Annotated in this window: 14 protein-coding genes; 12 read left to right on the top strand and 2 right to left on the bottom strand. The window is 62.8% G+C overall.

The window, feature by feature from the left end; all coding sequences use genetic code 11:
* Positions 1–10 precede the first annotated feature (10 nt).
* From recJ to H7B90_RS07975, 12 genes are all read left to right on the top strand, one after another.
* A complete protein-coding gene (recJ, locus tag H7B90_RS08030) occupies positions 11–2,503 on the top strand; it encodes a single-stranded-DNA-specific exonuclease RecJ (RefSeq protein WP_185135337.1) in 2,493 nt (830 codons plus the stop codon).
* A 64-nt stretch (positions 2,504–2,567) separates the two neighbouring features.
* Positions 2,568–3,086, top strand: coding sequence for an adenine phosphoribosyltransferase (locus H7B90_RS08025; protein WP_185135336.1), 519 nt, complete (start codon positions 2,568–2,570; stop codon positions 3,084–3,086).
* Positions 3,087–3,834: 748 nt separating this feature from the next.
* Entirely contained in the window at positions 3,835–5,766 is a 1,932-nt protein-coding gene (locus H7B90_RS33345) for an efflux RND transporter periplasmic adaptor subunit (protein ID WP_185135335.1), read from the top strand.
* Positions 5,763–6,467 carry an ABC transporter ATP-binding protein gene (locus H7B90_RS08015; protein ID WP_281421317.1) on the top strand — a complete coding sequence of 235 codons (705 nt, stop codon included), beginning with the start codon at positions 5,763–5,765 and terminating at the stop codon, positions 6,465–6,467. The genes H7B90_RS33345 and H7B90_RS08015 overlap by 4 nt, the downstream gene beginning before the upstream one ends.
* Positions 6,464–7,630 (top strand): ABC transporter permease, encoded by a 1,167-nt coding sequence (locus tag H7B90_RS08010; protein ID WP_185135334.1) that lies wholly within the window; start codon positions 6,464–6,466, stop codon positions 7,628–7,630. Before H7B90_RS08015 ends, H7B90_RS08010 begins: the two co-directional genes overlap by 4 nt.
* A gap of 55 nt (positions 7,631–7,685) precedes the next feature.
* Positions 7,686–8,369, top strand: a complete 684-nt coding sequence (locus H7B90_RS08005) for a response regulator transcription factor (protein ID WP_185135333.1) — start codon at positions 7,686–7,688, stop codon at positions 8,367–8,369.
* The gene (locus H7B90_RS08000) at positions 8,366–9,814 is read left to right on the top strand and encodes a sensor histidine kinase (RefSeq protein WP_185135332.1); all 1,449 of its coding nucleotides are present in this window, start codon (positions 8,366–8,368) and stop codon (positions 9,812–9,814) included. The genes H7B90_RS08005 and H7B90_RS08000 overlap by 4 nt, the downstream gene beginning before the upstream one ends.
* A 164-nt stretch (positions 9,815–9,978) precedes the next feature.
* The gene (locus H7B90_RS07995) at positions 9,979–12,171 is read left to right on the top strand and encodes a RelA/SpoT family protein (protein ID WP_185135331.1); all 2,193 of its coding nucleotides are present in this window, start codon (positions 9,979–9,981) and stop codon (positions 12,169–12,171) included.
* 27 nt (positions 12,172–12,198) lie between these two features.
* Entirely contained in the window at positions 12,199–12,648 is a 450-nt protein-coding gene (gene dtd, locus H7B90_RS07990) for a D-aminoacyl-tRNA deacylase (RefSeq protein ID WP_185135330.1), read from the top strand.
* Between the two features lie 90 nt (positions 12,649–12,738).
* Complete coding sequence (locus tag H7B90_RS07985) at positions 12,739–12,915, top strand: hypothetical protein (protein ID WP_185135329.1); 177 nt, start codon at positions 12,739–12,741, stop codon at positions 12,913–12,915.
* Positions 12,916–13,236: 321 nt separating this feature from the next.
* Positions 13,237–14,811: a coproporphyrinogen III oxidase gene (locus H7B90_RS07980; RefSeq protein WP_185135328.1), complete on the top strand. Its 1,575-nt coding sequence runs from the start codon at positions 13,237–13,239 to the stop codon at positions 14,809–14,811.
* A 499-nt stretch (positions 14,812–15,310) separates the two neighbouring features.
* Positions 15,311–18,886 (top strand): S-layer homology domain-containing protein, encoded by a 3,576-nt coding sequence (locus H7B90_RS07975; protein ID WP_185135327.1) that lies wholly within the window; start codon positions 15,311–15,313, stop codon positions 18,884–18,886.
* 343 nt (positions 18,887–19,229) lie between these two features.
* On the opposite strand, the gene H7B90_RS07970 is transcribed toward H7B90_RS07975, so the two are convergent.
* Positions 19,230–22,616, bottom strand: a complete 3,387-nt coding sequence (locus H7B90_RS07970) for a X2-like carbohydrate binding domain-containing protein (protein WP_185135326.1) — start codon at positions 22,614–22,616, stop codon at positions 19,230–19,232.
* Positions 22,617–22,724: 108 nt separating this feature from the next.
* Positions 22,725–24,419 (bottom strand): type 2 periplasmic-binding domain-containing protein, encoded by a 1,695-nt coding sequence (locus tag H7B90_RS07965; protein WP_185135325.1) that lies wholly within the window; start codon positions 24,417–24,419, stop codon positions 22,725–22,727.
* Positions 24,420–24,444: the final 25 nt, after the last annotated feature.

Raw genomic sequence — 24,444 nt, 5'->3', positions numbered from 1 at the left:
CGACCGCAAGATGAAGAGAAAATACCGGTGGGAGATCCGGGAAGCGAACGAGACCGCCGCGGCGGAGCTGGCCGCGGCCCTGGGGCTTCCTCCCCTGATCGCCCGCTTGCTCGCGGCCCGCGGATTCCGTTCCGCGGAGGAAGCGCGGACGTTCCTGGACGCCGGCGCGGCGAGCTTCCACGATCCGTTCGCGATGAAGGGGATGGCGGAGGCGGCGGAGAGAATCCGGAAGGCCGTCCGCGACGGGGAGAGAATCCGGGTGTACGGGGACTACGACGCGGACGGCGTCACCTCGACCGCCCTGATGATCCGGCTGCTCCGGCGCTTCGGAGCCGACTTCGACACGTACATACCGCACCGGAGCCAGGAAGGCTACGGCTTGAATATCGGAGCGATCGACAAGGCGATCGAAGCGGGAACCCGCCTCATCGTCACGGTCGACAATGGCATCAGCGCGGTCGAGCAGATCGCTTACGCGCGGGAGCGGGGACTGGACGTCGTCGTGACGGACCACCACGAGCCGCCCGCGATTTTGCCGGAGGCGATCGCGCTCGTCAACCCGAAGCAGGAGGACTGTCCATACCCGTTCAAGGGCTTGTCGGGAGCGGGCGTCGCCTTCAAGCTGGCGCACGCCCTTCTCGGCGAGGCGGACCCGACGCTCGCGGATGTGGCGGCGATCGGCACGATCGCCGACTTGATGCCGCTGGAAGGCGAGAATCGGACTCTGGTGAAGCTGGGGCTGGAGCGGATGGCGAAGCAGCCGTCGCCGGGCATCCGGGCGCTGGCCGAGGCTTGCGGAACGGAGCACGCCAAGCTGTCGAGCGGCCGGATCGCCTTCGGCCTCGCCCCGAGGCTGAACGCGGGAGGACGGCTCGACCGGGCCGACGGGGCGGTGCAGCTGCTCGTCACCGAGAGCGCCGAGGAAGCCGAGCGGCTCGCTTCCCGGCTCGACGCGCTGAACCGCGAACGGCAGCAGCTGGTGGACGAGACGCTGGAAGAAGCGGAGCGGATGTGGCTTCGGCGCGTCGAGGAGCTGGGGGGAAGGATGCCGGAGACGATCGTCCTGGCCGGGGAAGGCTGGAACGCCGGCATCGCCGGCTTGGTCGCCTCGAAGCTGGTCGAGCGCTATTATCGGCCGGTACTCGTGCTGGCTTACGATGCCGGGGCCGAGACCTGCAAGGGATCGGCGCGCTCGATCGACGGCTTCGATCTGCACGCGGCGCTCACGGAGATGGCCGAGCTGATGGAGCACTTCGGAGGCCATCAGGCGGCCGCGGGTCTGACGATCCGGATCGACCGCGTGCCGGAGTTGGAGAAGCGGCTGTGCGCGCTCGCGGCCGAATGGATCTCGGACGAGGACTGGCTGCCCAAGCGCACCGCGGACATGGTCGGCTCCGTCTCCGAGCTGTCGCTGGAGACGGTCTCGCAGCTGTCGCGGCTCGAGCCTTACGGCCAAGGGAATCCGACGCCGCGCTTCGTGATCCGGGAAGCGGCCGTCTCGGAGACGAAGGCGATCGGCAAGGAAGGCAAACATCTGCGGCTCGTGGCCGAGGAGCGCGGACGCCGGATCGAAGCGGTCGGCTTCGGGATGGGCGAGATGGCCGCCGCGTTGGAGAAGGGGGCTTCCGTCGACTTGTTCGGCGAGCTCGCTGTGAACGAGTGGAACGGCAGCACGAGGGTCCAATTCATGCTGCAGGATTGGCGTCACGCGGCTCTGCCCGTCTACGACCGGAGGACGGAGAAGATGTGGCTGCGCTCGCTCGTCCGGCTGGCGGAAGGGGAGGAGCGGCTGCTCGTCCTGTGCGCTTCGCACGCGGCGTGGAGCGAGGCTCTGGCATCGACGGAGCTGGAGGCCCGGGGCGCGATCGTCGCGAGGTACGGCGAGTGGGAGCGCATGCCGGAGCCGCTGAGGTCGACCGTCATGGGCGAGAGCGCGGCCGCGGCTTCGGACGGCGGCGTGGCTTCGATGCCGGACGGCGGAACGGGTTCGGCGTCCTCGAAGGGGAGGCTGTCCGAAGGGCTGGCGCTCGCGCTGGCCGGGCTGCCGGAGCAGCCGGACGCCGCCCGCTCGCTCGCCCGGCTGCTGGGCGCGGGGCATCCGATCGAAGCGGTATACGTCTACGCGCCCGAAGGGAATGGAGCGCCGGCATCGGCGCGGCGGCCCGCGTTCCCGGACCGGGAGCAGTTCGGGAGAATCTACTCGCTGTTCCGGCGGCAGGGCTCCTGGATCGACGCGCCGGACGGCTTCCTTCGGCAGGCGTCGGAAGCGACCGGCTGGCCGCTGTCGGTCGTGCGGATGGCGCAGGAAGTGTTCGAGGAGCTCGGCTTCCTTACGATTGATCGATCGAACGTCAAAGTCGTCGCCTCGCCCGCGCGCAAGGAGCTGGAGCAATCGCAGCGGTACCGGAAGGCGAAGGAGAACGCGGAGCTGATGATGCTGGGCCGGGCGGAGACGGCGGAGCTTCGGGCGTGGATCCGCCGAATGGCCGGAGCGCGCCGATAGCCAGCCGGGTCGCGGCGGTGTATAATGCTACTCGAGTAGCGAATAGAGAGGGGCCGATTGAGGCATGAGTTTCAATTTCAAGGATTATATTCGGGTCATTCCCGATTTCCCGCAGCCGGGTATCCGCTTCAAGGACATTACGACGCTGCTGAAGGACGGCGCGGCGTACCGGGCGGCCATCGACGCTCTGAAGGAAGCGGTGCAGGGCCTGGAGATCGACGTCGTCGCCGGGCCCGAAGCGCGCGGCTTCGTCATCGGAGCCCCGCTTGCGCTCGCGCTCGGAGTCGGCTTCGTGCCGATCCGCAAGAGCGGCAAGCTGCCCGGAGAGACGGTCGAGGCGGCATATGACCTCGAGTACGGCAAAGACAAGCTGGCCGTCCATAAGGATTCGATCCAGCCGGGCCAGAAGGTGCTGATCGCGGACGACCTGCTCGCGACCGGCGGCACGATCGCGACGACGACGCAGCTCGTTCGCCAGCTCGGCGGCGAGGTCGTCGGCGCCGCGTTCCTGATCGAGCTCGGCTATCTCGACGGCCGCGCCAAGCTGCCCGGCATCGAGATTCGTTCGCTGATCCAATATTGATCGAATGGGCCCGCACGCAGCCGTCTGCGCTTGCGAAGGACCGTTCTTCGGGTTACATGGAACCCGAGGGCGGTCCTTCGCCGTTTATCCGCGAGTTCGTTCTGCCCCGCCGTATACCGCCAAAGTAAAAACAAACATCCCTCTTCATCGGACACCCCTACGTGGCTCGAGATAATCGAAAACTTAGAACAACGGACCCTCAACACCTCTTCATGACCCGAGATAATCGAAAATTTAGAACAACGGCCCCTCGAACACCTCTGCGTGGCTCGAGATAATCGAAAACTTAGAACAACGGCCCCTCGAACCCCCTTCCTTGACCCGAGATAATCGAAAATATAGAACAACGGCCCTTCGAGCACCCCTCCGAGCCCCGAGATAATCGAAAATATAGAACAACGGCCCCTCGAACACCTCTCCATGACCCGAGATGATCGAAAATTTAGAACAAGACACCTCCGGCATCCCCCAGCCCCCGCCACCGGGTGCTCTCAGGGCACAAAAAGTGCCTTCGTCCCAGCCGCCAATAGCTCTCCGCCGATAGATCCCAGCCGATAGATCCCGCCATTCGCTAAACCAAGCCTGTCGTCTCAAGAACGCCGTTCCCGGATCTTCAGACGAGCTTGGGAAGAATCTCCGTTTTCAGCTTCGATTAAGGCCCCGTTCATCATCCGTTCATCCAGCAGTGCTAGTATTGCAGTTAATATTTGTTACATAGAAAGAAACGATATTGGGAGGCTTTCGCGGGATGAAGAAGAAACGTATAAAGAAATGGATCACATGGATCGTCGTCATCTGCGTGCTGGGCGCGGGCGGGGGAGCCGGTTACTGGTGGTACACGAAGGACGACGCGGTGGCGGCCGCTCCGACGTTCCAGCAAGCCAGAGTGACGAAGGGCACGATTACTCAAGCCGTCTCCGGATCGGGTTCGGTCGCGGTCAGCGAGACGGAGGAAGCGATCGTGTCGGAGCAGGGAACGGTAGACAGCGTCAAGGTCGAGAAAGGGGATGTCGTCAAGAAAGGCGACGTGCTCGCGACCTTCGAAGGGGAAGACGTGACCCTCTCCTTGAATAAAGCGAAGCTGAGCTTGCAGCAGCAGCAGATGTCGCTCGAGCAGGCGCAGGAGAAATGGAAGAACCTCCAAATCTCCGGAGGCACCGAGGAAGATATTCAGGCCGCCGAGATGAGCATCAAGTCGGCCCAGCTGAACATCGAGCAGACGAAGCTCGAGATTCAGGACTACGAGGAGAAGGCGAAGGCTCCCGATCCCATTGTGGCGCCGATCGACGGTACGGTGACCGTGGTGAACGTCAAGGCGGGGGACGAGGTGCAGGCGCGCCTGTCGGCTTTTACGCTCGTGAACTATGACAAGCTGGAAGTTAGCATCTCCGCGGACGAGCTGGACATCACGAAGCTGAAGGTCGGCCAAACGGCGGACGTGTCCATCGACGCGCTGAGCGGTCAAAAGATCACGGGTACGGTGACGGAGATCTCCAAGGACGGAACGTCGTCCAACGGGGTCGCCACGTTCCCGGTCATCGTCACGCTGAACGAGATCGAGAATGTGCTGCCGGGCATGTCCGCGGACGTGGACATCATCATCGAGCAGAAGGAGAACGCGCTGATCGTGCCGGTGGACGCAGTGGAGACGATCGGCGGCAAGTACTTCGTGCGCGTCCCGAACGACGCGGCGACGACATCCGGCAACGGTGGTTCTTCCGCGAAAACAGGCTCTTCGGCCGGCTCCGGAGGGGCCGAGCCGAGCGGGGCGCAACAAGGGGGAGCCGCGGCGGGCGGAGAGCAACAAGGCGGCGCGGCAGTCGGAGAAGCGCCGCAAAGCGGAGCGGCTCCTGGCGGAGCGCCTCAGGACAATGCGGCGCCAGGCGAAACGCAACAAGGCGGAGTCGCAGTCGGAGGAACGCAACAAGGCGGGGCACGGCCGAATGGCGCCGCGTCCGGCGGCAATGCGCAAGGCGGAACGCAACAAGGCAGCTCCGCACCAGGAGGGGCGCAACAAGGCGGAGCGCAGCCCAATGGCGCCGCGTCCGGCGACAATGCGCAAGGCGGAACGCAACAAGGCAGCTCCGCACCAGGAGGAACGCAACAAGGCGGGGCACAGCCGAATGGCGCCGCGTCCGGCGGCAATGCGCAAGGCGGAACGCAACAAGGCGGCACCGCAGCCGGAGAAGCGCAACAAGGCGGCGCCGCACCAGGAGGAGCGCAACAAGGCGGGGCGCAGCCGAACGGCGCCGCATCCGGCGGCACGGCGCAAGGCGGCTCGCAGCAAGGCGGCTGGACCCGCGGCGGCCAGAGCGGCCTAGCCGGCCAGAGCGGCCAAGCCGGCCAGACTGGCCAGGCCGGTCAACGCGGAGCGGGGCGCATGGCCATGATGAACCAGGCGAACGGCCAGTTCAAGATGCAAGAGATCACGGTCGGCATCACGACGGATTCGCAGGTCGAAGTGCTGAGCGGCCTCAGCGAAGGAGCGACCGTGCTCATCCCGGTCGTCGTCAACACGTCGAGCCAGACGACCCAGATGGGCGGCTTCGGAGCCGGCGGTTTCCCGGGCGGAGGCGGCTTCGGCGGAGGCGGCTTCGCAGGCGGAGGCGGCAACTTCGGCGGAGGCGGCGGCATGGTACGCGCGGGCGGCACGGGCGGCGGCGGAGGCGGACGCGGATGAGCGACAACGGGCAACCTCCACTGATCCGGCTGGAAAACATCTATAAGCAATACACGCTCGCCGGGGAGACGTTCAACGCCTTGGACGGCATCTCCCTCACCGTGAACAAGGGAGACTTCATGGCCATCATCGGGCCGTCCGGCTCGGGCAAGTCCACGCTGATGAACGTGCTGGGATGCCTCGATACGCCGACGAGCGGCAAATACTTCCTCGACGGCAGCGAAGTCGAGGAGCTGAGCGAAGGCAAGCTGGCCGTCATTCGCAATACGAAGATCGGCTTCATTTTCCAGAGCTTCCACCTGCTCCCCAAGCTGAAGGCGATCGAGAACGTCGAGCTGCCGCTCGTCTATCGGGGCATGTCGGCGAGCGAACGCCGCAGCCGGGCGAAGGAAGCCCTGACGAAGGTCGGCCTCGGGGAGAAAATGGACCACGTCCCGAACCAGCTGTCGGGCGGCCAGCAGCAGCGCGTGGCGATCGCGCGGGCGCTGGCGGGAGTTCCCCCGCTGCTGCTCGCCGACGAGCCGACGGGCGCGCTGGACAGCAAGACGAGCCGCGACGTCATGGGGCTGCTCAAGGAATTGAACGAGGAAGGCAACACGATCGTCCTCATCACGCACGACCCGAAGGTCGCCGAACAGGCGAAGCGGGTCGTCCGGATCCAGGACGGGCAGTTGACCGAGGAAAGGAATGAAGCTTCGTGAAGCTGTCGCAAGGCATCCGAATGGCTTGGCATAGCGTGAGCACCCAGAAGCTGAGGACGCTGCTGACCGTGCTCGGCATCATGATCGGGGTCGCCTCCGTCACGATCATGGTGGCGATCGGCAACGGCACCGCGGAGCAGGTGAAGAGCCAGATGCAGGGGCTCGGCACGAACATGCTGACGGCCAACGTCGTCGGGCGCGGCGCGGTGACGAGCATCACGCTCGCCGACGCCGAGCAGCTGACGGACATCGACGGCGTGGAGACGTACGCGCCCGTCATCTCCGGCAGCGTCACGGCCAAATACGGCACCTCGACCTACAGCGCCTCCGTGCAGGCGACGACCGCCGCCTTCGCGGACGTGCGCGAATACAGCGTCGCCCAGGGCCGGTTTATCAAGGACATCGACGGCGCGTTCTCGCAGAAGGTCGCCGTCATCGGCTCCGAGGTCGCCGAAGAGCTGTCCATCGACAATCCGGTCGGGCAGAAGATCGGCCTGAACGGCACCTCGTACACGATCGTCGGGGTGCTCGCCTCGAAGGGAAGCTCCTCGGCCGGCTCGAACGACAACGTCGTCATCATCCCGATCCAGACCGCCCGGGTGGCGCTGAAGACGGACGCGATCCGCACGATCTACGTGCAGGTCGAGAGCAGCGACAAGGTGGACTTCGTCCAGACGATGCTCGAATTCAATCTTCAGAAGTTCTTCCGCAACGACGAGAATGCCTACACCGTGTTCAACCAGGCGGATCTTCTGGAGACGATAACGGCGGTGTCGACTTCGATGTCGACGATGCTTACGTACGTGGCCGCGATCTCGCTGCTCGTCGGCGGGATCGGCATCATGAACATGATGCTGACGTCGGTCACGGAGAGAACGAAGGAGATCGGCATCCGCAAGTCGCTCGGGGCGAAGCAGAGGGACATTCTGTTCCAATTCCTCGTGGAAGCGGCGATGATCGGCGGCTTGGGCGGGCTTGTCGGGGTCGTCGTCGGCGCGAGCGGGTCGAAGTTCGCCGGCAAGCTGATGGATTCGCCGGCCGCCCCGTCGGCCGACATCATGATTCTGGCTCTGATCTTCTCGATGGGGGTCGGCGTGCTGTTCGGCTTCCTCCCGGCGAGAAGAGCGTCCAAGCTGAATCCGGTCGACGCGCTGCGTCAATAATGGGGGAAGCTGCGCGAGAGACAGCGAGAGCAACCGAAGAGGAGGGCGGACCGCCATGGCCGAAGCCAACATCCTCGTCATCGAGGACGATCCATATATCAGCGACCTGATCGGTCTATACCTGAAGCGGGAAGGGTATCCGTTCTCGATCGCCGGAGACGGGGAGGACGGCATCGACCAGTTCCTCTCCGACCCGCCCGATCTCGTCATTCTCGACCTGATGCTGCCGGGCTACGACGGATGGACCGTCTGCAGGCGAATCCGGGCCGAGAGGTCGACTCCGATCATCATCCTGACGGGCAAGGGCGAGAGCTACGACAAGCTGAAGGGCTTCGAGCTCGGCGCGGACGATTATCTCGTCAAGCCGTTCGACCCGAAGGAGCTGATGGCCCGGGTGAAGGCCGTCCTGCGCCGGACGAAGCCGGGCTTCGCCCGGGAGCCGGTCAAGCTGCCGGATCTGGTCGTCGACCTCGACCGGTACGTCGTCGTCTGCGGCGGCGCCGAGCTGACGCTTCCGCCCAAGGAGATGGAGCTGCTGCACGCGCTGGCCTCGACGCCCAACCGGGTGCTGACGCGGGAGCAGCTGCTCGATCGGGTGTGGGGCTTCGACTTCGAGGGGGACCCGCGGACGGTGGACGTGCATATCAAGAGAATCCGGGAGAAAATCGGTTCCTCGGCCCACTACCGGATCGAGACGATCCGGGGAGTAGGCTACAAATTCGAGGTGAGCGGAGCATGATCCGGTGGAACGGCATCACCGTCAAGCTGCTGCTCGCCTTTTTCGCCGTTCTGGTCATCTCCTTCTCGGTCACCGCCGCGATCTCGTACTGGGTCGTCCGCTCCGAGCTCGGGCACCGCAACAACCGCTTCGAGGAGGAGCAGCTCAGCGTGGCGGCGGCGCTCGTCCGCAGCGCGTACCGGGAGAAGTGGGACCGCGAGATGCTGCGCTCCGCCCTGCAGATGGCGACCGGGCCGGGGAACCGCTCCCTCTACGTGGTGGACCGCTCGGGACAGGTTCTGATCAAGGCGGGACCTCCGTCCGACACTCCCCTCCCTTCGGCGAGCGAAGCTCCGGTTCGGGACGCGCTGACCCGGGGCAAGACGACGATCGCCGCGGAGCTGGAGGGAGAGGGCTCGCCGCGGGTATCGGCCGCCCCGGTCGGCGGGCCGGAGGGCAACGCCGCGCAGGCCGTCGTCATCGTCTCGCGGGAGTTCAAGCGGGACCTTAATTGGTTTACCGGCATTTTCCGCAACGTCATGATCACGACCCTCGTCACTTCCGTCGTCATCGTCTTCTTCGTCTCCGGGCGGATGACGGCGCGGCTAAGGCGAATGAAGGACGCGGCCAGCCGGATCGCGAAGGGCCAATTCGACGTTCGGCTGAACGTCCGCCCGCGCGACGAGATCGGCGAGCTGGCGGAATCGCTCAACCGGATGTCGCAGGAGCTGGCCGGATTGGATAGAATGCGAAGGGAGTTCCTGGCGAACGTCTCGCACGACCTCAGGTCCCCGCTTACCTCGATCGGGGGCTACGTGGAAGCGATGATCGACGGCGCGGTGCCGGACGACCGCAGGGAAGCGTACCTCGGCCTTATCCGGGAGCAGACGCGGCGGATGAACCGGCTCGTGGGCGATCTGCTCGAGATGGCGCGGATCGAGGCGGGGCAGCTCGACATCTCTCCCGTCCCCTATAACCTGACGGAATGGGTGCGGAGACTGCTCGCCGGGCTCGATCCCGAGTTCGCCCGCAGATCGCTCCGCTTCGAGCTGACCGGCGACCCGGAAGACGTCTGGGTGCTCGCCGACCCGCACCGGATCGACCAGGTGCTGAACAACCTGCTGCTGAACGCGATCCAGTTCACCCCGAACGGCAAGTCCATCGAAGTGTCCGTCGCCCGCAAGGGCGATAAGGCGGTCGTCAGCGTCCGAGACGAAGGAGTGGGCATCTCCGAGAGCCATCTCGAACGCATCTGGCAGCGATTCTACAAGTCCGACAAAGCCCGCTCCGCCCATTCCGGCAGCGGTCTCGGCCTCTCCATCGTGCAGAACGTGCTGGCGAAGCACGGAACGAGCGCGGTCGTGGAGAGCCGTCCGGGCGAAGGGTCCCGCTTCTCGTTCGAGCTTCCGGTCGTGGATCCGTCCCCTTCGCACCGTCCGAACGTCCCGCGCCGTTCGCCGGATTAAGAGGGCCGGCCCGGACTCCCGCGTCCCGGATATCCCGCTCGCCAGTGCCCGGATTCCCGCCGATAGGCCGCTCGGTTGACGATTCCCGTCGGCTAGAGGCATAATGAAAGGAATCACTTCATGGGAATCCGGCGGCGCCTACCGCCTATGGAAAGGAACATCGCATGGGCATGGAGCAACTGCTCGAGAAAGCTTCCAACTATATGAGAGACCAGGACTTGCAGCGCATCCGCGAAGCCTACGAGTACGCCGACGAAGCTCACCGCGGGCAGGTGCGCAAGTCCGGCGAGCCTTATATTCTTCATCCGCTGGCCGTTGCCGAAATCTTGGTCAATATGCAGATGGATGTCGTCACCGTCATGGCCGCGCTTCTTCACGACGTCGTCGAAGACACGAACGTCACGGTCGAGGACGTGAAGGAGCGGTTTGGCGAGACGATCGCCGGGCTCGTCGACGGGCTGACGAAGCTGGAGAAGATCCAGTTCCGCTCGAAGGAGGAGCAGCAGAACGAGAACTACCGGAAGATGTTCGTGGCGATGGCCAACGACATCCGGGTCATTCTGATCAAGCTCGCCGACCGCCTGCACAACATGCGGACGCTCAAATACCAATCCGAAGAGAGTCAGCGGCGCATCGCCCACGAGACGATGGAGATCTACTGCCCGATCGCGCACCGCCTCGGGATCAGCGCCATCAAGTGGGAGATGGAGGATATCGCGCTCCGCTTCCTCAACCCCCAGCAATATTACCGTATCGCCAACCTGATGAAGAAGAAGAGGACGGAGCGGGAGCAGTACATCTCCGACCTGATCGCGAAGATCCGCGAGAAGCTCGAGGAGATGGGCATCCAGGGGGATATCTCCGGCCGTCCCAAGCATATTTTCAGCGTCTTCAAGAAGATGACGACTCGCAACAAGCAGTTCAACGAGATTTACGACCTGCTCGCGATCCGGATTCTGGTCGACAACGTCAAGGACTGCTACGCCACCTTGGGGATCATTCATACGTTATGGAAGCCGATGCCGGGACGGTTCAAGGATTATATCGCGATGCCGAAGGCGAACATGTACCAGTCGCTCCACACGACCGTCGTCGGGCCGACGGGAGAGCCGACCGAGGTTCAGATCCGCACGTGGGAGATGCACCGGACGAGCGAGTTCGGGATCGCGGCCCACTGGGCGTACAAGGAAGGCAAGGAGACGGGAGTCGTCCAGGGCTCGTTCGGCGACAAGATGAACTGGTTCCGCGAGATCATCGAGCTGCAGCAGGAGACGCGGGACGCGGCGGAGTTCATGGAATCTCTGAAAATGGATTTCTTCACCGACCTGGTCTTCGTCTTCACGCCGAAGGGCGAAGTGTTCGAGCTGCCGGCCGGCTCCGTGCCGCTCGATTTCGCGTACCGCGTCCACACCGAGGTCGGCAACCGGACAATCGGCGCGAAGGTGAACGGGCGCATCGTTCCGCTCGATCATAAGCTGAAGACGGGCGACATCGTCGAGATTCTCACCTCCAAGCACTCTTACGGGCCGAGCCAGGACTGGCTCAAGATCGCGCAATCGTCCCACGCGCGGAGCAAGATCCGGCAGTGGTTCAAGAAGGAGAAGCGCGAGGAGAACGTCGAGAAGGGCTGGGAATCGCTCGAGCGGGAGCTGCGCCGGATCGGCCTCGAGCCGTCCGAGTGGATGACCGACGACAAGCTGATCGAGGTCGCGCGCAAGTTTACTTTTAACGATATCGAAGACATGATGTCCGCCGTCGGGTTCGGAGGCATCACCGCCGCGCAGATCTGCACCCGTCTGACGGAGAAGCTGCGCAAGGAAGCCGAGGAAGCGCAGCAGATCCAGCTCACCAGCGAAGTCATGAAGGAAGTGAAGCCGGCTCCGGCGGAGAAGAAGACTCGCGCCTCGCACGGCGTCAAGGTGAAGGGCGTCGACAATCTGCTCGTCCGCTTCGCGCGCTGCTGCAACCCGGTTCCCGGCGACGACATCGTCGGGTACATCACGCGCGGCCGCGGCGTGTCCGTGCACCGGACCGACTGCCCGAACCTGCCGCAGACGACGGAAGGGGAGGAGGCGGCTCGCGTCATCGAGGTCGAGTGGGAAGAGACGAGCGAAGCGAGCTACAGCGTCGAGATCGAGATTCTCGGCCACGATCGGCGAGGATTGTTGAACGAGGTGCTCCAGGCCGTGTCGGAGAGCAAGACGAACATAGCCGCCGTGTCGGGCCGTTCGGACCGCAACAAGGTGGCGATCATGCATTTGACCATCCTCATCCGCAACAAGGAGCACCTGCAATCGGTCGTCGAGAAGATCAAGCGGGTGAAGGATATTTTCTCCGTTCAGCGGATGATGCAATAGAGAGAAGGCCGGAGGTAGAGTCGAGAAGTGAGAGTCGTATTGCAGCGAGTATCGAGTGCGTCCGTCCGGGTGGATGGGGCGGTTGCGGGAGAGATCGGGGCCGGCTTCCTGCTGCTGGTCGGCATCGGGCACGAGGATTCGGAAGCGGATCTGGCCTGGATGGCGGACAAGGTGGCGGGGCTGCGCGTGTTCGAGGACGCGGAAGGCAAGATGAATTTGTCGCTGGAGGATACCGGGGGAGCGATTCTGTCGGTGTCGCAGTTCACGTTGTACGGAGATTGCCGCAAGGGAAGGCGTCCGAACTTCATGGCGGCGGCGCGGCCGGAGAAGGCGTCGGAGCTGTACGACCGGTTCAATGAGCTCCTGCGGGGCAAAGGGATCCGGGTGGAGACCGGCTTGTTCGGCGCCATGATGGAAGTGTCTCTCGTCAACGACGGTCCGGTTACGCTGATTTTGGACAGCCCGGGCGGCTCTTAAGCGGCGGCCCGATTGGATAAGCCCGGTTGAACCGGGCGGCGGATGGCAACACTACATGTCGATCCCTGGATTGGAAAGGAAGTCGACAGAGTGAGGCAATCCGCCAAAGAAGCGAAAGTGCAAAGGGCGATGAGAGAAGGGGCGCCGATCGAACGGCGCGAGGCGCTGGCGCGGCAGGCCGGCTCGGAGTTCGCCGACGAGCTCGGGCACGAGGCGCGCGCCGGCGGCGGCTACGGCCGGCGCCATCCGCCGATGACGCGGGGCTGACGACCCGGCGGGGGAATCTGCCGAGCGGGGAATCTGCCGGACGGGGAATCTGCCGGACGGGGAATCTGCCGGACGGGGAATGCGGCGGGCGGGGGAATGCGGCCGAGCGATAGGGCGGCGGAGGCGTCGGCGGGCGGCCGGGGCGGCCGGGAATGCGACGTGCACAGCCGACCGGCCGGGAATGCGGCGGACGCGGCAGGCCGGGTCGCCGCCGGTCGCCGTCGGTCGCCGCCGCATCTCGCCGGCCCACCCCCGCGACCGCGCCCATCCGCGCTCGCGAGAGGCGCTCCTCATTCTCATGCCGGAAGGGATCGAATTCACATGCATATTCATTTATCCGCGGCCGATTCCTCGTACGAACGGTCGCTTTCTCACATTGTTCCGCTTTTCTACGAGAATCCGAGAGTGACGTTCTCCGCCGAGCCCGATCCGGAGGCGGACCTGAACATCGCGCTGGACGCGTCCGAGGACGAGAGCCGCATTCTCGTCCGCGCGACGCTGGCGAAGCGCGCGCTTATCCCGGCTGCGGCCGGCGAGAGCATGCCCGGCGACGAAGGGACGCTCCCTTCTCCGGAGCGGGACGTCCGCCACGAGACCGCGGTTCCCGCCGCCGCGCCCTACGAGGAGAGACGCAAGCTTCTGAAGCAGACGATGAGCCGGGCGCTCGTGGACGTGCTGCAGCGGGAGACGGGGATCGTGCAGCCGTGGGGCGTCCTGACCGGAGTCCGTCCGACGAAGCTGATGCACGACGGGCTTCGCCGAGGAGTCGAGCGCGAGGAGGTCCGGCGGACGCTGCGGGAGGACTACCTCGTCTCGGATGCCAAAATCGCGCTCATGGAGCGGATCGTGGAGCGCCAGCTTCACGCCTTGCCGGATTTGTACGACCTGCGCAAGGAAGTGAGCGTCTACATCGGCATCCCGTTCTGTCCGACCAAGTGCGCGTATTGCACTTTTCCCGCCTACGATATCAACGGCCGCCAAGGCTCGGTCAACGGCTTCCTGCACGGGCTCCATCACGAGATCCGCGTCATCGGCAAGTGGCTGCGCGATCACGACGTCAAGGTGACGACGATCTACTACGGCGGCGGCACGCCGACGAGCATCACGGCCGAGGAGATGGACGCGCTGTACGCGGAGATGGCCGCCTCGTTCCCGGATCTTGGCACGGTGCGGGAGATTACGGTGGAAGCGGGCCGCCCGGACACGATCACGCCCGAGAAGCTGGCCGTCCTGAACAAGTGGAACATCGACCGGATCAGCATCAATCCGCAATCTTACATCCAGGAGACGCTCGATTTGATCGGCCGGCACCATTCGGTGGAAGAGACGATCGAGAAGTTCCATCTGTCGGGCGGCATGGGCATGACCAACATCAACATGGACCTGATCATCGGCCTGCCTGGCGAAGGGCCGGAGCAGTTCCGGCATACTCTCGCGGAGACCGACAAGTTGCTGCCCGAATCGCTGACGGTCCATACGCTGTCGTTCAAGCGGGCTTCCGAGATGACCCAGCATCGAGGAGAGGCCAAGTACAAGGTGGCGACGCGCGAGGAGATCGGCGAGATGATGGACGAGGCCGTCCGTTGGACGGATCGGCGCGGGTATGCGCCCTACTATCTGTATCGTCAGAAAAACATCCTCGGCAACCTGGAGAACGTGGGCTATTCGTTCCCCGGCATGGAGAGCCTCTATAACATTCTCATTATCGAGGAGATGCAGTCCATCGTCGGGCTCGGCTGCGGCGCGACGAGCAAGTGGGTCGACCCCGTGACGGGGGCCATCACGCGGCTCGCGAATCCGAAGGAGCCGAAAGCCTACATCGACACGTACGAGAAATATATCGACGACAAGCTGGAAGCGTTGGAGAAGTGGAACGAATCGAGACGACAGGCTTAGTCGCAGTGAATCGGCGCGGACTCCCGCGCTATTTTTTTTCGACGGCTGTGGAGATCGTATCGGGTTGAGCTTCTATCTTTTTGTCTGGTTCCCGTTTCGATTGGGGGAAGAGGCTAACGAATCGAGGAGACGTTATTTCGCTGAAAATCGTGGATTTTCAATTCTAACGAATCGTATAGACGCTAATTCATGCTGGAAGCTCCTTTTTCCCCCGTGTGGCCCTAAATAAGTTCGCTGGGATTCGTTAGAGCTTCAGAATGGGCTTTTTGACGCAAATAGCGTTTCCTGGGTTTCGTTAGAGAACGTGAACTATGAACGCGATCCTGTAATTCCGATTCCGATTGCAACGATGAACGAGACTTTCATATCTCCTTATCCCAAGAAGACTGTTAGCGAAATGGTCTTTCGAAGTTTTTTTGCGCGAAGGGTCATACAAAGTTTAATTGTATCCGATATAAAATGGTAGCGGAAACCAATATGAATTGGGGGGATTCATTCAATGAACAAGAAGGCCATGCTTCTCGCGTCGTCGTTATTGTTGGGATTGCCCGCCGCGAATGCGGCCGCGCTCACGTCAAGCGACTTCACGGATTTGAAGGAACTGGACGCGGCGACGAAGGCGAAGTACGACGCGCTCATCGAGTCGGGCATCTTCGACGGCATGACGGACGGAACGTTCGGTTTTAATGAGAAGATGGACCGGGCTCAATTCGCCAAAGTCGCGGCTCTGATCATGGGCTTGGAAGTGGACAAGGATCTGAAAACGTCGTCTTTCAAAGACGTTACGACGGATTCCTCGGGCGGGTACGCTCTGCCGTACATCGAAGCGCTCAAACAAGCCGGCATTACGGAAGGAGTCGGAGACGGCAATTTCAATCCGGGCGGAACGGTGACGAAGGAGCAGCTTGCTACCTTTTTGGTTCGAGTCCTTGGCCAGGAGGCGAATGCAAGCTCTCCAACGCTTCAGGATCCAACCGTCTCCCCATGGGCTAAGCAGTATGTCGCAACGGCACTTCAATTGAAGCTGCTAAGCTCGGGCGCCGACGGTCAGTTCAGCGGTCAAACGCAAGCCACGCGGAATTTGTTAGTACTAGGCTCTTATGAGACCAAGAAGCAGATTGAATCGTCGTCCCCCGTCAAAGTGTCGGGAGCCGACTTCGCTTCCGACAACCGGCTGGTGATCGCGATGACGGCGGGGATCGACGGCTCGACGATCGACCTGTCCAAGATTACGATCAACGGAGTCCCGCTTGATCCGAATCGGGATAAGTTCGTTTTGTCCGATGATAAGAAAACGATCACGATTATCCTCGGGTCGGGATTTACCCTGGATTCGTCCAAGACGCCGGTCATCGAGGTGGACGGGGTAAAGTCGCTGTTCGGCACCGACGTGAAGGGCGGCGGCGGGGAAGCTCCGATCCCGGTGTCGGTCACCGTGCCTCCTCCAGCTCCGCAGCCGCCTTCTAACTCGTCCTCGACGCCGATTCCCGCTCCGAAGGTAACGATCGACGATGCCCATGGCGAGATCGGGACGGAATCGGCCCGTTACGGCATCTCTTCGAGCCGCTCGGGGACCTTGTATTACGCGCTGTACCCGGCCGGAACGGCCAAACCGAGCGCCGCGGAGATCAAAGAGGGGAAAGGAGCCGTGAAGTTCGGTTCGACGGAGATCGGCTCGAATCCGAAGACTCTCGATCTCGCGGGGCTGACGGCGGATACGGGTTACGTGCTATACGCTTACGCGGTCGCAACGTCACGTCAATCGGACATCGTCTCCGTGTCGTTCAAGACGCAAGCCGTCGCCGTACCGGCTCCGGTGGTGACGATCGATACGAATGGCGTGGAGATCGGCACGACCGCGGCTCAATACAACGTATCGTCCACCCGATCGGGAACTCTGTACTACGCCGCGTATCCGGCGGAAGCAGCCGCGCCGAGCGCGGACGCTATTCGCAGCGGCACGGGAGCGATTGCGGCAGGCTCGACGGAGATCGGCCCGAATCCGAAGGCTATTCATCTGCAAGGGCTCGCGGCGAACACCGGCTACAAGCTTTACGTTTTCTCGGTAGCGTCGGATATGACGTCGGAGATCGTCTCGGTATCTTTCTCGACGAAGCCGGTCGAGGTTCCGGCGCCGGTCGCGACCATCGATACGAGCAGCGGAGAGATCGGTACGACCTGGGCTCGTTATAAAGCGGCATCGACCCAATCGGGCACCCTGTATTACGCCGTGTATCCGAAGGAGGCGTCCGCGCCGAGCGCCGATACTATCCGCAGCGGCACGGGGGCGGTAACAGCAGGCTCGACGGAGATCGGCCCGAATCCGAAGGCTATCGAGCTGAGCGACTTGACGGCGAGCACCGCATATACCCTCTACGTCTTCGCGTCGGCGTCTGCGGCACAATCCGAGATCGTCTCGGTATCGTTCTCGACGAAGCCGGTCGAGGTTCCGGCGCCGGTCGCGACCATCGATACGAGCAGCGAAGAGATCGGCACGATCGCGGCCCATTACAAAGTGTCGTCGACGCAATCCGGTACCTTGTATTACGCGTTGTATAGGCCAGGAACCGCCATTCCAAGCGCGGAGGATATCCGAGGAGGCGCGAACGCGGAACAATTCGGCTCGACGGAGATCGGCCCGAATCCGAAGACTCTGGATCTGACGGGATTATCGGCGAACACCGGATATACCCTGTACGTCTTTGCGACGGCGTCGGATAAACAATCGGCTGTCGTCTCCGTCTCGTTCACGACGAAACCGGCCGAAGCGTCGGCCCCGATCGTGACCATTGATACGAGCAGCGGAGAGATCAGCACGATTACGGCTCATTACAGCGTGAAGTCGACCAAGCCAGGCACATTGTACTACGCATTGTATGGGCCGGGGGCTGCAGAACCCAGCTTGGACGATATTCGGAATGGCATTGAAGCGGTTCGATACGATAATAAGCCGATCGGAACGGAAGCGGATGCGATCGATCTTTTCGATCTGAGCCCGAACACCGAGTATAAGCTGTACGCGGTTGTAACGGCAGCGGATAAAACATCGGAGATCGACTCGGTCACGTTCAGCACGAAGCCTCTCGAAGTTCAGGTCCCAGTTGCGACCATCGATACGAGCAGCGGAGAGATCGGCACGACCGCGGCTCATTACAAAGTATCGTCGACCCAATCGGGCACTTTGTATTACGCGGTGTATGGGCCAGGAACGTCCATACCGAACGCGGATGATATCCGAGGAGGCGCTAACGCGGTTCGATTCGGCTCGACGGAGATCGGTCCGAATCCGAAGACTCTCGATCTGACGGGATTATTGGCGAGCACCGGATATACTCTGTACGTCTTCGCGACGGCGTCGGACAAACAATCCGAGATCGTCTCCGTCACCTTCCATACGCTGTCGGACTCTACGGAGCTTCCTCCGACGGTGAGAGTAGAACAAAGCGGAACGTTCAGATTCCCGAACGCGGGACAGGGCGATCAGCTAACGGTCGTTACGCGCACCGACGGAGCTGATACGGTGTACTACATGCTGTTGAACGCGGACGCTCCTGCACCGTCTAAGGAACAGATCGTGTCGCAGAATGTCGATGGAGTGGAAGGCTTTAAGGCATTGGGGAAGAAGGACGTCGACCCCAACCCATTCATTCCGACGACGCTCACGATCGATCAGTTATTCCAGAACCAATCCTATAAGGTTTATATCGTGGGTGTGAGCGGGGAACGGACGAGCGAAGTGCAAGAGTACCTTAGCTTGCCTACCGAATTTCAAGGGGATTTCCCGTTCGATGGAGTGAACGTCGACGTAGACGGCAGAACGGCGACGGTAAATCTGGAAGGATTGCCGGAAGGCGAATCTCAAGCCTATTATTTATTGCACGGCGGCGAGCCTCTAAACGTGGTTCGTGCAGAAGCCATTTTGAACTTCCCGCACGGGAGGAAGGATGTGTCTTCTGAACAACCGTCGTTTACCATCGAGGAGGAATTGCAGCCGGGGGCGTACTACTTGTACGTGGTAATCCAGAAAGGCACGTCCTATACGAACTATAAGCAGGCAGAATTCTCGGTGGAATAAGAGACGGCCGCGATAAGCGCTTCCTTTTTTGTAACACAACTGTAACCTTGTTATCATCGTTTCTTAAAAGAAGTTCTCTATTATACAAGGTGACCCCCTTTTTTCAATATATATTCAACCTGAACCTGTCGGATTTGTCGGCAGGTTATTTTCTTTGTTTGCAGGTTCGCGGGCCAGCGCTCTAACGGACTCAGGAGTCGCTATTTGGCCGTAAAAGCTCATTTTGAAAATCTAACGTTAGCCGCTCTCATGACTCCATCGACGAAACGAAGCGCGCATGCGGCATAAAAAGGACGGCCTCCTCCGAAGAGGAAGCCGCCCGTTCTTCATATCCGTTCCGAAATTAAGGCTCTACGCCCCAAGCGAGGCTGCCGGAGACGTAGACCGGAGCTTTGGTCCAATCGGCGTATGCGGTATCGGTCGCGTCGAAGGAGTAGTCTCCCGTCTGCGTGTAATTGGTCCAGTCCGTCTTCGAGATCCGCGTCTGAATCTCGACGTTAGCGCCCGCGGCCAAGGTGCCGGCGGCGCTCGTGAACCCGATCTCCAGCACGTAATCCGCGCCCGTCTTGGCCGCGGCCAGCTTCGTGAACGTGCCGGTCACGTTCGCGGTGCCTGCGCTAGACCAGTCGCAGAAGAAGTTCTGCGCCTTCTCGCCGTCAATCGTGTAGTAATAGCGAATCTTCACGTCTGACAGGTTCACGGCCGTCGTCCCGGTATTGACCAGCTTGAACTTGGGGTTCAGCGTGTTGGTCGACGCGGTCGTGGAGCCGTTGTACATTTGCAGCTTGACGGAGCCGCCCCCGGACGAGGTCGTATCGACGACGTTGACGGCGAGAGTCGCGGGGGCTCCGGCGCTGAAGTTGAACGTCAGCGTCGTCGTGCCGACCGGCTGGGCGGCGAGATACGCCTTCTTGATCGCGACGGCCGTCCCCGACACCGTATAGTCCGTCCCGGAGACGAGAGTCGCCGTTCCGTTTTTAATCCCCGTCAGCGTGTTACCGTTCAAAGTCAACGTCACTCCGATATCGGCCTGGTTCGCGGTCTTCTTGTCGAAGGAAGCGGTCGTCGGGCTGATCGTGGAATTGTTCGCCGTCGAGGTCGTATCGACGACGTTGACCGCGAGCGTAGCCGCGGCGCCAGCGCTGAAGGCGAACGTCAGCGTCGTCGTGCCGATCGGCCGGGAGGCAAGATAAGCCTTCTTGATCGTGACGGCCGTTCCCGACACCGTATAGTCCGTCCCGGAGACGAGAGTCGTCGTTCCGTTTTTAATCCCCGTCAGCGTGTTGCCGTTCAAGGTGAGCGTTACGTTCACGTCGGCCTGATTCGCGGTCTTCTTGTCGAAGGCGGCGGTCGTCGGGCTGATCGTCGAGTTCGGAACCGGCGTGTTCACCGGGTCGGCGACGAGAATGCCCCGGCCGTTCGTGCCCAGGTAGACGCGGCCGTAGATGCGCGGGTCGCCCGTAATCGCCATGTTGATGCGGGCGTATTGGTGTTCGTCGTCATTGATTCGCACCCAGGAGGCGCCCATGTCGTCGGAGCGGAACACTCCGCGCACGCCGTCGATCATCGCCACGGTGTAGAGAGCCATGTAGTTCTGTCCGGGTGCGGCCTTGCCGAAGCCGATCAGATCGGCTTCCTGCACATTCGAGAGCTTCGTGAACGAAGCGCCGGAATTCGTGGAGTGCCACAAGCCATAGACGCCTTCGGTCCGATTGCCGCCCGCGAACCAGACGTCGCCTTCGATGCCGGGAACCGCCTTGAGGCTGATCTGCGCTTCGTTAGGCAGCAGCCCGCCGACGTTGTTCGTCGGCAGCCCGGTCGCCGCGGTCGCGGTGAAGGTCGCCCCGCCGTCGGTGCTCACGTAGAACGTTCCGGCGTAGAACGCGTAGAACTTGTTCTTGTTGACGCGGTCGGAGGCGATCTTCGCGTTCGACGGAACGCCCGCGCTCGCGGTCCACGAATTGCCGCCGGTCTTCGAGAAGAAGACGCCTTTGTCGGACGTGCTCCACAGGATCGAGCTTCCGTCCGCGGCGACGGCGACCTGGCCGCCTCCCGCCGTGCCGGACGGCTCGGAGTTCGCCTTGTACCAGTTGGTGCCGCCGTCGTTCGAGATGCCGATGGACCGCGGATTCGGTTCGGTCGTGTCGTTGTAATCCGCCATCCCGACGCGGACGACGAAGCTCGGGTTCGACTCCGCGAAGTCGATGCCGTACGACGTCGCCCAACGCGGGTTCGTCTGGTACTTGGTCGGCGCGGTCGTCAAGTCGTCGTGGCGGAAGCCGGAGACGTCGCCGATGGCGCTGAGCAGATGGGCGCCGGAGGGAGGGCTGACGAGGCCGAGCACGGCCATCTCCTCGACTCCCTTGGCCATGACCTTCAAGTTCACCGTTCCTCCGTTGTCCCAAGCCGTCAGGTTGTTGGTGCCGTAGATCGTCGCGCCGGTTCCGTACATCATCCGGTCGGAGTTGAACGGGTCGATCTCGAGATCTCCGATCATCCAGCCGAGCTTAAGCTCGGGCTCCGGCGGATTCGCGTTCTTGCCGAACGTGAGCCAAGGAGCGGCCGTAATGTCCTGCGTATACCGAAGCGTCCGGCTCGGGTATCCGTTCCAGTCCCAGATCTTCGTCCAGTTCGCGCCGCCGTTCGTGCTGCGGTAGATATTCGCGTCCGGCCACCAGGAGTTCAGGGTCGCGACCATGACCGTGTCTGGATGCTGGGCGTCGACAGCGAGTCCGCCGTAGCCGAAGTAATCGTCGGCGCTGCTGCTCGGAACGGGGCTGATGTCCGTCCAGACGCCCGTCGCCGTGTCCAGCTTCCACACTTCGCCCTTCGCTCCGTCGTACGGACCGACGCCGTCGCTATAGGAGATGTACAGCTTGCCGGTGGAGGAGAGCACGCCGTGATGCGGCAGGAAGCCGGTCGGCTGCCCCGGAACGGCCGCCCAAGTGGCGCCGCCGTCCGTGCTCCGGTAGACGTTGTTCCCCTCCTTGTCGGCGACGCCGACGTAGATCGTCTGCGTGGCGCTGCCGGGAGAGCCCGTCGACTTGTCGAACGTGATCCAGGAGAGGCCGACGATGTCGCTGCCGTATTCCTGCCCCGGAAACTGAATGTACGTGCCCGGATTCGGGAAGCTGGTCACCTTGCTCCAGGTGACGCCGTAATCGGTGCTTTTCCACAGGCCGTTGCCGCTTCTTGCCCCGAAGAACAAAATGTTGTTCTTGTTCGGGTCGATGACGAGCCGCTCGCCCATCGAGCGCCCGGGCATGTTGCCGCCGACCTTGAACGGCAGGGGAGTCGACTCCCAAGTCTCGCCCCGGTCGGTCGACCGCATGATCTGTCCGTTCGTGTCCCAATCGTTCGTATACGTGCCCGTCGCCATGTAGACCCGGTCCGGATCGACGGGGTCGGTGGCGAGCGCGTCGACGCCGTTCTTGTTCCAATCCTCCCACCCGACCGAATCGGAGATGGGGGTCCAGCTGCTTGTCGCCTCGTTCCACCGGTAGGCGCCACCGATATCGGTTCGGGCGTAGATCAGGTTCGGTTCGCTCTCGTTGAAAATAATGCCGGGAACGAAGCCGCCGCCCGCGCCGGTCACGACGTTGCGCCAATCGTAGGCTTCGCTTCCGGCCGCGTGGGCCGAAGGGGCTTGACCCGCGAACGGGACCCCCGAGACGACGATAGCGGCGGCCAGGAACGCCGCGCTTGCTCTTTTTCGCCAATGGACTAACATTACGATACCTCCTCGAGAGATAAATTGCTCGAATCTGGCAACGCTGGCGCGGCGCCGACGTGTCGCCGCTCGCCCGTGCGCGGGCCTCGGCCCGTACGTCACCTCCCTTCATGGCATCGGATCGGCCGCAATCGCAAGCTCGACCTCGCGGGTGATCCGCTCGCCGCCGAGCCGCATCCACTCTTCGACGAATCCGTCGAAGGCGCCGACCGGCAAGTCGCCCACGATGATGTTCAGGAACGTCTCGTTCTCGAGCTTCTCGAGCTCGGCCCACTTCGCCTTCATCGTCTCCGTAGTCCCGTAGAACTCGCTTCGCACCTTGACCATCGGCGCCTCGATCAACGCCCCGACCCCGTACTTGTAAGCCTGGGCTTCCTTCCAGCCGTCGAGGTCCTTCTTCGGGTTCGCTTCTTCCTCGATCGTCGACTCGTATACCTTGCGCGTGTCGGGATCGAGCCGATCCGGCGTCAGCTTGCCGCGGAGCGCGCTCTGGACGCCTTCGTACCGCCGCATGATCGCGTCCGCGTCGTCGATCAGCAGGTCGAAGGGATAGTAGGCGCGGGGCTGGATGCCGGTCCGGGCGGCGAATTCGTCGATCAGCTTGACCTCCTCGGCATTGGGATCCTGGCGCCGCTCGAGCCGGGTAAAAAAGTTAAGCAGCTTCACGACGGCCTCCGGATGCTCGTAGCCCCGGCGCACGACGAGATAGCGGTCGGTGACGGGAGCCAGATGCGTCGCGAACTTGCCGGCCGCGTCGACGGGAGCCGCGTAGGCCCGCCATTCCGCCTTCGTGTCGGTCGCCACCGCTTCCGACAGCGGCCAATAGGGCATCCACCACGGACCGAAAAACAAGCCGGCCCGGTTCGTGACGATCGGCTCCTGCGGTTCCTTGTACAGGGCGAACCGCGGATCGATCAGCCCGAGCTTGTACCACTCGGCCAGCTTGGCGAGCGCTTCCTTGTTCTCGGGCGCGATCGACCCGTAGACGAGACGTCCGTCGGCGCCGCGGATCCAGTTCTTCGGGAAGGCGCGGTAGGCGCCGAAGACGGAGTCGAACCCGCCGACGTTCGGCTTCTGCCCGTAGACGACGCCCTTGAAGCCGGCGAGGCCCACCGTGTCCCGCTTGCCGTTGCCGTCCGGATCGCGTTCGACGAACGCGCGGGCGACGCGGCCGATATCGTCCGGAGTGGCGGGAGCCGCCAGGCCGAGACGATCGAGCCAATCCTGGCGGACCCACAGCAGCGACATCGCGTCCGCCTCGATGGCGACGTTCGGCAGGCCGTACAGCTTGCCGCCGAAGGTGGCTTCCGCGAGGGCCTTCCCGCCGGTGGAGTCGTACAAGTCCTTGACGAGCCGGGACCCGTAGCGTTCGAACGTCGCGCCAAGATCTTCGACGAGCCCGCGGCTGACAAGCCTGTCGAGCAGCTCCCGGTTGACGACGAGCGCGTCCGGCAGATCGCTCGAGGCGACGGCCAGCTCGGCCTGCTGCCAGAAGGCGTCGTCCCCCTTGGCTTCCCAGGAGTGGACGACCTTGACGTTGGTCATCCGCTCGAGGTAGCGCGACATCGGATTGTTGTCGTTCGTGTCGCCGGTCGTAAGCCTCGCGTCCGGGATTTTGAAGCCGATGCGAAGCACGACCGGCTCCTCGAACTTCGCGTAGGCAGGATCGCCGGCTTCGCCCGTCCGGTCCGACGCGGCACCGTCTCCGTCTCCGCCGACGCCGAATGCGCAGCCTCCCAACGCGCCGCTTCCGAGCAGCATCGCCGCAGCCATCGCCGGCAGGAACATCCGATTCGCTTGCATGTGGGCCTCCGTTTCGAAGCGCGCC

It is taken from the genome of Cohnella xylanilytica (assembly GCF_014212175.1).
GTDB classification, from domain to species: domain Bacteria; phylum Bacillota; class Bacilli; order Paenibacillales; family Paenibacillaceae; genus Cohnella; species Cohnella xylanilytica.
The sequence above is the reverse complement of the archived record's forward strand: the minus strand, read 5'-3'. Positions and strand labels throughout refer to the sequence as shown.

What these genes read in the sequence shown, in the direction of transcription:
- recJ (WP_185135337.1), top strand. Translation starts at nt 11, where the DNA reads ATGAAGAGAAAATACCGGTGGGAGATCCGGGAAGCGAACGAGACCGCC.
- H7B90_RS08025 (WP_185135336.1), top strand. Translation starts at nt 2,568, where the DNA reads ATGAGTTTCAATTTCAAGGATTATATTCGGGTCATTCCCGATTTCCCG.
- H7B90_RS33345 (WP_185135335.1), top strand. Translation starts at nt 3,835, where the DNA reads ATGAAGAAGAAACGTATAAAGAAATGGATCACATGGATCGTCGTCATC.
- H7B90_RS08015 (WP_281421317.1), top strand. Translation starts at nt 5,763, where the DNA reads ATGAGCGACAACGGGCAACCTCCACTGATCCGGCTGGAAAACATCTAT.
- H7B90_RS08005 (WP_185135333.1), top strand. Translation starts at nt 7,686, where the DNA reads ATGGCCGAAGCCAACATCCTCGTCATCGAGGACGATCCATATATCAGC.
- H7B90_RS08000 (WP_185135332.1), top strand. Translation starts at nt 8,366, where the DNA reads ATGATCCGGTGGAACGGCATCACCGTCAAGCTGCTGCTCGCCTTTTTC.
- H7B90_RS07995 (WP_185135331.1), top strand. Translation starts at nt 9,979, where the DNA reads ATGGGCATGGAGCAACTGCTCGAGAAAGCTTCCAACTATATGAGAGAC.
- H7B90_RS07980 (WP_185135328.1), top strand. Translation starts at nt 13,237, where the DNA reads ATGCATATTCATTTATCCGCGGCCGATTCCTCGTACGAACGGTCGCTT.
- H7B90_RS07975 (WP_185135327.1), top strand. Translation starts at nt 15,311, where the DNA reads ATGAACAAGAAGGCCATGCTTCTCGCGTCGTCGTTATTGTTGGGATTG.
- H7B90_RS07970 (WP_185135326.1), bottom strand. Translation starts at nt 22,616, where the DNA reads ATGTTAGTCCATTGGCGAAAAAGAGCAAGCGCGGCGTTCCTGGCCGCC.
- H7B90_RS07965 (WP_185135325.1), bottom strand. Translation starts at nt 24,419, where the DNA reads ATGCAAGCGAATCGGATGTTCCTGCCGGCGATGGCTGCGGCGATGCTG.